This window comes from Streptococcus equinus ATCC 9812 (genome assembly GCF_000187265.1).
Taxonomy (GTDB): Bacteria; Bacillota; Bacilli; order Lactobacillales; family Streptococcaceae; genus Streptococcus; species Streptococcus equinus.
The window spans coordinates 1,138,120-1,150,816 of sequence record NZ_GL698429.1 but is presented as its reverse complement, the minus strand read 5'-3'; the positions used below and the strand labels follow the sequence as shown (position 1 = coordinate 1,150,816).

Here is a 12,697-nt window from a genome sequence, read left to right as displayed (position 1 = left end):
CTAAAAAAGTAGAAAGGAGAGGTTCAGTTCATCATGTTTGATGATAATTGAACTTGCCCTACCGACTGTGTAAAAAAGATAAATCTTCCTATATGCAAGCATCATCGGTCGATTTCCTATTTTTACTTTGTCGTATACGGGCTCGGTATCTTATTTATGAAATCTGCTATTTTTGAAAAAGCTGGTCTGATGACTGTTGAAGAAGTGGCTAAGCCAACTTTACAAGCTGACGATGATGTTATTATCAAGGTTGTTCGAGCATGTGTCTGCGGTTCTGACCTTTGGTCTTATGCTAATGGTGATGAAAAAGCTGCACATTCTGAAAACTCAGGTCACGAAGCTCTTGGTATTGTTGAAGAAGTTGGTTCTGCCATTACGACCGTACAACCTGGTGATTTTGTCATCGTACCATTTACTCACGGTTGTGGGGAATGTGATGCTTGCCGTGCTGGTTTTGACGGAACGTGTGATAACCACCCAGGTTATAGCAACTGGTCTTCTGGTTTCCAAGCAGAATATGTTCGCTTCCACTATGCTAACTGGGCTTTGATTAAAATCCCTGGACAACCATCTGATTATTCAGAAGGTATGATGAAATCACTCCTTACTTTGGCTGATGTTATGCCAACAGGTTATCATGCTGCGCGTGTTGCTGACGTCAAACGCGGTGACAAAGTCGTTGTTATCGGTGATGGAGCGGTTGGACAATGTGCCGTTATTGCGGCGAAAATGCGCGGAGCTTCTCAGATTGTCTTGATGAGCCGACACGAAGACCGTCAACAAATGGCGCTTGCTTCAGGAGCTACCGCTGTCGTTGCTGAACGCGGTGAAGAAGGCATTGCTAAGGTTCGTCAAATTCTCGGCGGAGGAGCTGACGCTGCTCTTGAATGTGTCGGTACAGAAGCCGCTATCGAGCAAGCTCTCGGTGTTATCCACAATGGCGGACGTGTTGGATTTGTTGGTGTCCCTCATTACAATAATCGTCCGCTAGGTTCAACATTTGCACAAAACATTACTGTCGGAGGCGGTTCAGCTTCTGTCACTACCTACGACAAACAACTCCTTCTTAAAGCAGTCCTTGACGGTGACATCAACCCAGGTCGCGTCTTTACAAATACTTATCACTTGGACGACATCAACCAAGCCTACAAAGACATGCAAGACCGCAAAGCAATCAAATCAATGATTGTCATGGACTAACCTAACGCTTAAGCTGTTAACATAGCCTCCCGAAATTTTTCGGAAGGTTTTTTCACCCTAGCTTTGGCAAGCAGGGTGTTTTTCTTATGTTAGATTTACACAAATCTTAGTTGTTGTTAGCATGAAGTAACTTTTATTGTCAAAGAAGCATGCTTCAATCTTAATCAAGATATTCTTTGATTGCGGTATCAGTTGCGATACGTCCAAATGTGAAGATGTCTGTTAGTGAGTTACCACCGAGTCGGTTACCTGCGTGGAGTCCACCTGCAACTTCACCAGCAGCAAAGAGACCTTTGATAATTTTGCCATCTTCGTTGATGACATGGGCGTGAGTATCGATTTTTAGACCACCCATCGTGTGGTGTGTGGCTGGTTTACGTGGTGTTGCGTAGAATGGTGCTTTTTCGACTTTGAGGTCGAAGGCACCTTTGTCAAATTCAGGGTCATGACCAGCATCAACGTATGAATTGTAATTGGTAATTGTTTCTACCAAAGTAGCTGGGTCAATGTTGATTTGCTCAGCCAATTCTTCCAAGGTATCAGCCTTAAAGAGGGTACCTGCTTCAACTTGGGCATCAATTTTTTCTTGGCTAGTGTTGTAGGCTGTTTCTTTGATGTTTTCATCTGCGATAAGATAGAAGAGACCACCGTTATCAATAGCTGCTTGAGATAATTGGTCACGGCTACCATATTCATCGACGAATCGTTTACCTTTGGTATTGACCATGATAAAGTTTGCTGGCGGAACTTGCAAACCTGTGAAGAGAGCACCAGTAACTGGGTCTGATACGGGCATCATTTGGCTGAATCCCATACCGACAAGGTCTGCACCAACAGATTGACCAAGTAGGATACCGTCACCAGTAGCAGCAGGTGTATTTGATGTCGCAATGTCATCATCGATTTCTGACCAATAAGTGTTGTATTGTTGAAGCATTTTAGTATTGGCAGCAAAACCACCTGTTGTCAAAATGACTGCTTTACCGTTGACTGTAATGGTTTGACCGTTACGTCCGCTTCCTTTAACACCTGTAACAACACCGTCTGTAACAATAAGTTCTTTAACTTGGGTATCTGTTAGAATGATTCCTCCGTTTTTCAAAACGAAATTTTTCAAAACAGCGATGTAGGCAACTCCCATTGGAACTTTTGGTTTATGACCACGACGCCAAATAGCACCAACTGGCATAGTTACCTCATCACGTAGAAATTTGACACCGATATTTTCCAACCAGCGAACAGATTCAAGAGCATGTTCTGTTAGAACACGAATAAGTTCATAATTGCCGTGGATCTCATGCCCTTTGAGGTCTTTACGTTTACCGCCAAGATAAGTTTGGATACGGTAGAGAAGTTTTGAGTCAAAAAGATAAGTTGGGTCTTTGAGATACTCTTCAATTTCAGATTTGAGGGCACGGAAATCTGGTAAGAATTCTGGGTCGATAGTTGCCTCATCAATATCATGCAATTCTTGCAGATTGTGGGCTTCACCTGGGTTAGCAGCAAATGTATTTTGCCAAGCAGGGTCAGGGGCATTCATTGGACCACCAGCGCGGACAGTGTTTCCACCGACCGCTGGGAATTTTTCAACGAGGATGACTTTTTTACCAGCTTGAAGGGCACGAGCAGCTGCTGTCAAACCAGCACCACCCCCACCGACAATGACAAGTTCTGTGTCGTAAGTTTTATCTTCTTTATCAAGAGCTGAAGGAGCTTTTGGACGTGAACGAAGGGCATCAGGATTAGCACCAGCTTGGCGCACCGCACGCGCGACCCCATTTAGGACACCTCTTGAAGTAACTGAAGCACCAGAAATGGCATCGACATTAAGGGTTTGACCTTCGATGATTTCATTTGGAATGCGGGTGAATACCACATCAGCAATTCCTCCTGTTTCACCAGATGAATCAATATCGATGGCTTCGATGCGTTCTTCTGAAAGGGTTACTGACATTGGAAGTTCACCGTTATGTCCGACAGTTGTGACTTGGTAAGTACCTGGTTCAAAGCGTACGTCTTCAGGTTCGTTGAGCTGATTAGCAATAGTTGCAAAGCGAACAAAGCGGAAGAAGCAAGATTCTAAGAAATCAATTGTGCCTTGGCCTTTGAGGTCGCCATTTTCATCAAAAGCTTGATGAGCAAGACCGAGTAAAAATTCACTACCTGGCATGACAACAGCATTAACACCAGGAGCATCTAGAATTTGGCGAAGATGGAGCTGTGCGCGTGAAGACCCTTGGATACCATAAGAGGCTCCAACAATCATGACAGGCTTACCAGTCAATGGATGAATGTTAAATGATAGCCACTCAATCAGACTGTTTAAGCTTGATGGGATAGTGTGATTATGTTCAGGTGTAGCAATAATCACACCGTCAGCTTCAGTGATTTTGGTGTTAAAATTTTGGATAACAGCAGATTCTGTTTGGTCATCTGTTTCGTTAAACATTGGGACATCAGTGATTTCTAAAAGCTCAATATCTGCTTGTTTAGCAAAATGTCTTGCCATATATTGGAGTAAAAGTCGATTATATGATTTTTTAGCATTGGTTCCGACGATAGCAACTAATTTCATAAATGCACCTCCTAGTTGACTTCCCAAGCGAAAGCTTTTTTACGGTCAGTATCAGCCTTGCTGACAACTTGATTGGTAATCTCAACGAAAGCTTGGAATTCTTTAAAATTCTCCTCAAGCTCAGCTACCTTTTCAGGATTATTAAGATTATTTTCATCGTCTAAAACTTGTTCGGAGTGACCGAGAAGAAACTCGATTCCAGGCATGATACGTGCTTTCAACTCAGGGGCATCTAAGATTTGGCGGAGGTGTGCTTGTGCGCGTGAAGTTCCAAGAGCACCAAGAGAAGCACCTACAATCATAGTTGGTTTATTGATAAGAGCGCGACTAGTGTAGGCAATCCATTCGAGAGCAGAAGACAAAGGCGCTGGGATAGTATGGTCATACTCAGGCGTTGCAATGATAACACCATCTGCGCTAGCAATTTTCTTAGAAAATCCTTCGACACTAGTAGGAGCTAGCTTGTCTTCAGGTTCGTTGAAAGCTGGTAAATCTTTGATTTCAAGAAGTTCAATGTCAGCCTTATCTGAAAAATGCTTTGCCATAAATTTTAACAACTTACGGTTGGTAGAACGCTCAGAATTCGTTCCGACAATAGCAACTAATTTCATATAATTTACTCCCTTTTTACAAATTGTTACTTTCATCATACTCTTTTTTAAGAATAATTGAAAACGTTTTTGGTATAAAGGTAGAAAATTAATTTTCAAATGAACACAAAATAGAAGAAAAAGCCCGATGAAAATCAGGCATTTAAACTATTTCCCCTCCAAATAAACCTTCAGCATTTTCTTCTGCGGGGTTGCCATGGGGTATTGTGAGAGTTGGTCTTGTGGAATCCAGCGGAGTTCTTTGGTGGCCGTGAAGTCAGTTGTTGTTACGTTTCCTTCGATGAGCTCAATGGTCCATTTTTGGTGGCTGAAGGTGTGTTTGACAGCTGGAAATGTCTTACTTGTCCAATTTGGCTTGAGATGATAATCCTCTTTGAATCTTGCCTTTTGTGAAATGGTCTGAAGTGCAGCATTATTTTTTTCAAATAAGTCAAGTTGCTGTCCGATAACATCAGTTTCCATGATTGGAAATGACCAGAAACCTCCAAGTAATCGTCCATCAAGATTTTTTTCCATTAAGAAATCGCCATCACTGTTACGAATGACAAAGGCTTGAATTTGGATCGGTTTTGGTTTTTTCTTAGGAAGTTTTATAGGATATTTGTCGTAAGTTCCGTGTAGATAAGCTGCGCTGAAAAATCGAATCGGTGATTCATCTGGACGAGGGTTCTTAGCTGATTCGATATCCGTTCCAAGGTCCATCAGTGCTTGGTTAAAATCACCAGGACGCTCTGGGTCAATGAGCACTTCCATAATAGCTTGGAAAATTTTTCGATTTTTAGGGTCACCAATATCGTAATTGACCTCGAAAAGTCTAGCCATAACACGCATGACATTGCCATCAACAGCAGGTTCAGGAAGCCCAAAAGCGATACTAGCAATCGCGCCAGCCGTATAAGGGCCGATACCTTTCAGAGAAAGAATGTCCTTGTGATTGTCAGGAAATACCCCGCCAAAATTTTCCATGATTTCTTGTGCAGCTTTTTGCATGTTGCGCACGCGAGAGTAGTAGCCAAGCCCTTCCCAAGCTTTGAGTATTTTTTCTTCAGGAGCATTAGCCAGTGACTCGATGGTTGGAAAACAGTCTAAAAAGCGCTCATAGTAAGGAATAACAGTAACTACTTGAGTTTGCTGCAGCATAATTTCAGATATCCAAATATGGTAAGGATTTTTTGTCCTGCGCCAAGGCAAATCACGTTTTTTATTATCGTACCAATTAAGCAGGGTGCGTCGAAAAGAAGCAATTTTTTCAGCATCCCACATGTCGATACCGTAGTCTTTCAAATTAGTCATGTTTCCATTGTAGCAAAGATTGATTTTTAAAGGTAATAAAAGTTCTTAGAAAAAAAATTTGATAAAAAAGCTCATATCTCTTGACAAAAGGTAAGCGGTTACATTACAATAAAAGTGTAAAGAAGGATGACAAAAGAAACGAAGTAAGGAGGTAACAGTTCTTATGATGAAACCACATGTCTCCCGGTATAAGAATGGTGATAAAGTCTCTAGTCGGAGTTGGGTAGGCACAGTTAACTTTACGTAATGGAGGTGGCGCTTATGTTAACATTAAACTTAGGTCGCTATAAAAATGGTGATTAGGTACTTTGTTTAGCCATAAAGATTTATACCTCAAAAATCTCATAATATTGTAACATTGAAAATTTAACACATCGGAGGAACGTCTTATGTTGATGGTAAATGTAGGTCGTTACAAAAATGGAGACTAACAACTAGTTGGATTTAAGTCAATAAAGGAGTGATGTCACATTTTAGATGAAAATTATAATTGGAAGTGAGCGATTAGAAATAGCTAGCGCAAAAAATATTACCGGTTGATTTTGTTGCTAGTAACAGTAGTAATCGAATGGGCTTCTAATCATATTGCTTCCATGTTCAAAAGCTTTTAATGAAAGTTGTAATAGATATGAAAGCAATCAATGTAAGTCGTTACAAAAGCGGAGACTCAAAACACATGTGGCGACGAGTAAATCGCTACATGAGAAAAAACCAAACAATCGGATGATTATTATCATTGCTCAGTGAGTATTTTCAGTTAAATGGAGGTATCTTATGAATGTAGCAAGATATAAAAATGGTGATACTTTAGCTAGTCGCAGAAAATAGCTAAAGGAGTGATACCAATGTAAGTTGTAGTAGATAAAAATGTCATGGAGGTATATGTACAATGCTGAAAATGAATTTAAATCGCTATAAAAACGGAGATAATGATCTAACAGCCTAACTCCTTATGAGAATGGTATGTTGGATAACATACGAAAAAATTTTTAGAGACGAGATGAAAATCTCGTCTTTTTTTGGTATAAAATGACAAAAATGATTAAAATGTACAAAAATTCTGAAGAATTTTTAGAAAATCTACAGAAATAATTGAAAAAATACTTTAAATTTATTATAATACAATCAATTGAAAACGCTTTATAATAAAAAGAAACGAGGAGATTTAGGTGGGAAAAGGAAGTCTTCGAAAATTAAAACGAATCGAACTTTATGAGATTATGTTAGCGCAAAGCAAAGAGATTGATAGATTACGAGATGAGTTGGCAAAGGCTAATGAAAAATTGGAAAACCAAGAAATTCGCCTAGCTAACGCTGGATCTATCGCAGAAGCTTCTCTTAGTTTGACAAAGGTTTTTGAAGAAAGTCAAAAAGCAGCGGATTTATATCTTAAAAATGTCAAATTAATGAATGGAGAAGCGAAACATGAAAAAGAATGAAAATATCACTCTCCTGACAACGAGTGAGATTGAGGAGCTCTATAAGAAAGCAAAATACCGTAAACTATTTTCTGAAAAGATTAGAAGTACGGTTTTTATGTTAATCGTTGTTGCAGCCTTTGCGATTTTGGTAGCCATGCTTTATCTTCCAACCCTCAGAATTTATGGAAAATCCATGAAGGGAACGCTAGAAGGCGGGAATATCGTATTAGCTGTTAAGAGTAATCGCTTTAAGACGGGAGACATCGTTGCATTTTATTACAACAACAATATCTTAGTTAAACGTGTCATTGCCGAATCTGGTGACTGGGTTAACATCACAAAAGATGGTACAGTTTACGTCAATAACAAGAAAATAAATGAACCTTATATCGAGAATAAGGCTTATGGTGAGACAAACATCAAGTTTCCTTACCAAGTTCCAGAAAATCGTATCTTTGTTTTAGGAGATAACCGTAAAGTCTCTATTGACTCGCGAAATACTTCTATCGGTGTGGTTTCGGATGAACAATTAGTTGGTAAACTAATTTTCAGAATCTGGCCTTTATCAGAAATTGGAACTCTAAATTAAAAGTATTATCGAAGCTTATTCACTGTGTTTTAGGATGTGAGGAGAGTGAAATCCGATGGGAAATTTTTTTAGAAAAAGTAATTTAATCAAAAGACATAAAAAGCTTGTAACTTTCCTTGCTATAATGGTCGCTCTGGTAACGACATACCTTCTAATCTTTCCAGCTATCACATTAGATATCGAAAGAGCTAGAGAAGAACCTGGCGTTGAAGTAGAACAAAGTAGTCAATCGCCACCAAGCCTTCCAGCTATGGGAGATTCTGATAGCAATCTAAGTTCTGCAACTGAAAGCTCACAAGAAGCAGATACTTCTCAGACAGAATCTACTGAGGATAACTTAATCACACAGGCAACAACATTAACAGCTACTAATCAAGATTACACGATTACAGCTGATGTTAATGCGGATGCGCAATTGCCTAAAGATACAAGCTTGACTGTTAAAGAAATCAAAACCGATGATGAAGCTTATCAATCAAATTATGAAAAAGTTCAAAATTATTTAACAGGAAAGACGATTGATAATGTCCTTTTCTATGACATTACTTTTGAATCAAAAGGTGAAAAAGTGGAACCTAAAGCTGACGTTAAGGTGACAATCACACCAAAAGAAGCTATGGATGCAAAAGATAACTTTGATGTTTTGCATTTCCCTGATGATGGTTCGCAAGAAAATATTTCACAAAAAGATGTTAAAGAAATCGATCATAAAATCACATCAGTTTCTTTTGATAATAGTCAATTTTCAGCTTATGCTTTGGTAACATCAAGCAATCCTTCTGAGTCAAAAGCCAATCTTAATAAAGTTGGTGGTCCGAAATCAACAACTACTCATAATGTGACGTTCAAGTACACTGATAATGCAGGTGTTGAACATGAAATGACAACTGCACAAATTGTCGATGGAGGAACAATTACAGTCTTCCCAACGCCAGTTTATCGTGAAGGTTATCGTTTCAGTAGATGGGTGAATGCAGCTGATGGTTCAACGGTTACAGAAGACACTACAATTACTGGTGATATGGACGTTATTGCTGAGTATTCTGAAATTACAATTTACAACGTCACAATTCAATATTATTACCATAACAATACTACAGATACAGATACTGTCTTTGGTAATGATATTCACCACGTTGAAGTTAAAGATACACCTTATCGTGTGACACCACCACCTTCTGTAAAACCAGAAAATGATGCTACAGTAACTGATGGTGAAATTTATTATCCAAGCCAATCAATTGTTGAATTAGCTGATGCTAATGATTTAGCTGCTAAGGATGCAGCCGATGGAACTGTCGATAAGAAATTTACGATTAGGGTGCCATATGTTGCTGCGGATGCAACCTACAACATCCACTACATGTTGAAAGATTTAACCGGTAGTGGTTACACTGAAATTGAATCAACACAAGCTCATGGTGTTATTGGATCAACAATCAGACCACAAATCTTGACTTATGAGTATGCTGATTTTGAACGAACAAACTCGGTAACACTTACTCAAGCTCAAGGGCAAGATTTGTATGTTTATTACACACGTAAAGATTTCGAACTTTCATATAATACAAACGGTGGTTATTATATTGAACCAACAGTTGGTAAATATGGAGAATCAGTTCCTTTAACAAGCGAAGTGCCACAGAAAAGGGGTTACTCTTTTGATGGGTGGTATGATAACCCACAACTGACAGGTAGTAAGATTACTGGTAACGTTACACTAGAGGGTAATAAAACATTGTATGCTAAGTGGAAAGCTGATACAGTTGGTTATACAATAGCTTACTTCAAAGAAGTTTATGATAACACGACTCACACGACCCACTACGTTTACGATAGTTCAATTACACGAAGTGCTACCGTTGATACGACAATAAATGCATCAAGTGCGCCAAACCTTGCTAGTGTTTCAAAAGGTTATCAACGTGAAAATGCCTCAGGTGGTCCAAATAGCACGTCATCAATTGTTGTGGCAGCCGATGGTTCATCTGTTTTGAATGTTTACTATAGCTTGATTCGTTATACCTTTGTTTTTGATTTGAATCTTAGTAGTTGGGGATATTCACTAGGTCGCATTGACATAGGTGGTCAAACTTATCAAGGTACTGAATATCGATTAACAAATATTGTTTTAGGACAAGATGTTTCAAGCGTATGGCCAAGTTCAACATCAAATCCAAGAGAAGTATATTCACTTAACTATCTTGGTCAGGTTTCAACAGAACGTTTCTTTGACACTTGGGAAAATGAATATAAAACTAAACGTCAAGAAGTTACTCCTGAACTTTTACCAAATTCAGGAACAACAAGAACGTTTAAAGCTTCTTGGACTAACCGTGGTAATAACTACACGGCTGAATATTGGTTGCAACAACCTGATGGTTCTTATGTCAAGTCTGATAAGTATAGTCAGTCATTCATTTTTAACTCTGGTACATTTACTGCTAAGGAAATCTTTGGTTATACTTACCGCACTGACCAAAATTTTGTAGCAAATGGTGTTCAATATTATGGTAGTAAGACAAGTCAAAGAATTTATCGTTTCTACTATAATCGTGATAGTTTCAAAATCAATTACTTCTATGAAAATGATGAAGTAAATACGATTTCTAACATTCCATACGAAGCAGATATTTCATCATCAACTTATAATTACGTTCCAAGTCGACCAAGTGGTGTCGATAGTGATTATACTTGGGGTGGCTGGTACGAAGATTCAATGTTAACAACACCTTATAACTTTAGCACGATGCCAAATCACAACGTGATTTTGTATGCTAAGTGGAATCCTCCACGTTACAATGTGTCATTTAATTTGAATGGTGGTGAGGGAGCTACTCCTGCGACACAATCTGTTGAAAAACATGTTTGTGCGCAAGCGCCAGCTGACCCTACTCGAGAACACAACACGTTTGATGGTTGGTTCGACCAAAACGGTAAACGATTTGACTGGGCTAAGCCAATCACATCAGATACTGTATTGACTGCTCATTGGAAATTAAATCCATTGACTTACACTGTTCAGTATGTTGATGCTGACAATAATAACAGTAAATTATCGCCTGATAAAGTGGTAACAAGCCCAGCGCTTCAATTTGGTGATACTGTCACTGAAAAAGCCTTGGCAATCACTGGTTATCGTCCAGGTAATAATGAAAAATCTATTACCCTAGATTATGAAAATAATATTATTACATTCTACTATAGTAGGAAACAATCTAGCGTTAATTATACTATTCGTTACTTGTTGCAAGGTACAAATGAAGTCCTTAAACCAGAAGTCACTAAGACAGTTAATGGTGATACGGTTCGTGTTAAGGAAATTGCAGCTGATGTTGGTAGTGAGTACTACCCACTAGATGACGTTTTGACGTTGACCTTGACTTCAAGCTCAGCAAACAACGTTATTACATTCTACTACAGTAAGAAAACAGATGGTAACATTACTTTCCAATATCTTGATATGGATGGTAATCCAATTCCTGGTGTTGCACCAGTTAAAGAAACATTTAGTGAAGGTGGTACTTGTGGTACTATCGACCATCATCTAAATATCCCAGGATATACTTATCACTCAGGAAAAGATGTAACAGATAGTAATAATCCTACGAGCGTGAAAGAAATCTATACCTTCCAAGGTGGTGAAAATATTGATGTTAATTTCTACTATAAGAAAGACCTCAATATTGTAGCGCGTGATAAGGAAAAAGATTATGATGGTACAGCTCTTAAGAGCAATGACTTGGCAGATATAAATGATTCTTACAGACTTTCACTACAAAGTGGTGATAAGATTGGTTCAATCACTTATTCTGGTTCTCAAACTAACGTTGGAACAAGTAGCACAACACCATCAGACATTACAATCACTAACGATGATGGTGATGACCGAACTGATTATTACAATATTGTTTACGTACCTGGTACGCTAACGGTTAATCCGCTTTATGTATCTGTCATGATTGACGGTGATACTATCGCAAGAGTCTATGACGGTACATATTCAACAGTTGGATATCACATTACAGGTATTAGTAAAAGTCTTTACACAGAAGATAAGATTCAATTTAATGGTTCAGACTCAAGTCTTACTGAAAAAAATGCTGGAACATATATATTAGATCTAGATAATCACTTTACTAATACCGATCCTAACTTTGATGTTCACTTCCAAGTGTCAAATGCCACATTAACGATTTGCAAACGTAATGTTGTCTTGACATCAGCAGAAGCCACAAAAGCTTACGACGGTACACCGTTGACAGCTCACACTGTCACACCAAGCGAAATGACTGATACCGATGGATTCGTCCTAGGTGAAGGAGTTCAATCATATAACTTCACAGGTAGTCAAACAAATCCTGGTACAAGTTATAACTACTTTACTTACACATTGATGGCTAATACCAACCCAGTTAACTACAATATCTCAATCACACACGGTCACTTGATTGTTACTCCAACAATTAATTTACAAGTAACTGGAAGTGGTTGGGAACCTGCTCTTTCAGGTGGAAACTTTAAACTTGAAAAACGTGGCGTCGGTGTATGGGAAGATATTAGTAGTGAGTTTAATAGTTTTGATGTGACATCTACGGGTGGATTTAACATTGGCGGATTAACTCCAGGACGTTATCGCATCACTCAAAATTCTGCTCCAGATGGCTATAGAGTTATTAATAAATATGTTTGCTTCAATGTTGTTGAAGATCGTGATGAATTTGATAATTCTACTTATACCATGGAACTTTGTGATGAAGATGGTCACACTGTTTCTGCTGATGATAATAAGCGAATTGTGAATGGTATTGGAAATTATAACTACCGTCTTCAAGTCGTTAACCAAGCTGGTAGTGAATTACCAAGTAGCGGTGGTATCGGAACGAAGAAATTCATTATTGCAGGTGTTATATTAATGGTTGTCGCTGTACTAGTTACTATCTTTAATAGATGGAAAAAAGCTATTAAAGATAGTGGTTAGGAGGTGATGCCAAATGATGTCGTTTTA

At 38.7% G+C, this 12,697-nt stretch carries 7 protein-coding genes; 4 read left to right on the top strand and 3 right to left on the bottom strand.

What is annotated here, in order from left to right; genetic code table 11:
* Positions 1-156: 156 nt before the first annotated feature.
* Positions 157-1,200 carry an alcohol dehydrogenase catalytic domain-containing protein gene (locus HMPREF0819_RS05510; protein ID WP_004233216.1) on the top strand — a complete coding sequence of 348 codons (1,044 nt, stop codon included), beginning with the start codon at positions 157-159 and terminating at the stop codon, positions 1,198-1,200.
* A gap of 160 nt (positions 1,201-1,360) precedes the next feature.
* Here the strand turns inward: HMPREF0819_RS05510 and HMPREF0819_RS05505 are convergent, their stop codons facing one another.
* The 3 genes from HMPREF0819_RS05505 to mutY all read right to left on the bottom strand — a co-directional run bounded on the left by HMPREF0819_RS05505 (position 1,361) and on the right by mutY (position 5,679).
* Positions 1,361-3,775 carry a flavocytochrome c gene (locus tag HMPREF0819_RS05505; RefSeq protein WP_044023365.1) on the bottom strand — a complete coding sequence of 805 codons (2,415 nt, stop codon included), beginning with the start codon at positions 3,773-3,775 and terminating at the stop codon, positions 1,361-1,363.
* A gap of 11 nt (positions 3,776-3,786) precedes the next feature.
* Positions 3,787-4,386, bottom strand: a complete 600-nt coding sequence (locus tag HMPREF0819_RS05500) for an NADPH-dependent FMN reductase (protein ID WP_044023363.1) — start codon at positions 4,384-4,386, stop codon at positions 3,787-3,789.
* A gap of 147 nt (positions 4,387-4,533) precedes the next feature.
* The gene (mutY, locus tag HMPREF0819_RS05495; protein ID WP_004233210.1) at positions 4,534-5,679 is read right to left on the bottom strand and encodes an A/G-specific adenine glycosylase; all 1,146 of its coding nucleotides are present in this window, start codon (positions 5,677-5,679) and stop codon (positions 4,534-4,536) included.
* Between the two features lie 1,169 nt (positions 5,680-6,848).
* On the opposite strand from mutY, the gene HMPREF0819_RS09070 reads away from it, so the two are divergent.
* The 3 genes from HMPREF0819_RS09070 to HMPREF0819_RS05480 are packed head-to-tail and all read left to right on the top strand — an operon-like array spanning position 6,849 to position 12,670.
* The gene (locus tag HMPREF0819_RS09070; RefSeq protein WP_004233209.1) at positions 6,849-7,118 is read left to right on the top strand and encodes a hypothetical protein; all 270 of its coding nucleotides are present in this window, start codon (positions 6,849-6,851) and stop codon (positions 7,116-7,118) included.
* Positions 7,105-7,689, top strand: a complete 585-nt coding sequence (gene lepB / locus HMPREF0819_RS05485; protein WP_004233208.1) for a signal peptidase I — start codon at positions 7,105-7,107, stop codon at positions 7,687-7,689. Before HMPREF0819_RS09070 ends, lepB begins: the two co-directional genes overlap by 14 nt.
* A 55-nt stretch (positions 7,690-7,744) precedes the next feature.
* A complete protein-coding gene (locus HMPREF0819_RS05480; RefSeq protein WP_004233207.1) occupies positions 7,745-12,670 on the top strand; it encodes an InlB B-repeat-containing protein in 4,926 nt (1,641 codons plus the stop codon).
* Positions 12,671-12,697 lie beyond the last annotated feature (27 nt).

Bases quoted from the DNA above. Each gene is read 5' to 3' on its own strand.
- HMPREF0819_RS05510 (WP_004233216.1), top strand. From the start codon at position 157: ATGAAATCTGCTATTTTTGAAAAAGCTGGTCTGATGACTGTTGAAGAA.
- HMPREF0819_RS05505 (WP_044023365.1), bottom strand. From the start codon at position 3,775: ATGAAATTAGTTGCTATCGTCGGAACCAATGCTAAAAAATCATATAAT.
- HMPREF0819_RS05500 (WP_044023363.1), bottom strand. From the start codon at position 4,386: ATGAAATTAGTTGCTATTGTCGGAACGAATTCTGAGCGTTCTACCAAC.
- mutY (WP_004233210.1), bottom strand. From the start codon at position 5,679: ATGACTAATTTGAAAGACTACGGTATCGACATGTGGGATGCTGAAAAA.
- lepB (WP_004233208.1), top strand. From the start codon at position 7,105: ATGAAAAAGAATGAAAATATCACTCTCCTGACAACGAGTGAGATTGAG.
- HMPREF0819_RS05480 (WP_004233207.1), top strand. From the start codon at position 7,745: ATGGGAAATTTTTTTAGAAAAAGTAATTTAATCAAAAGACATAAAAAG.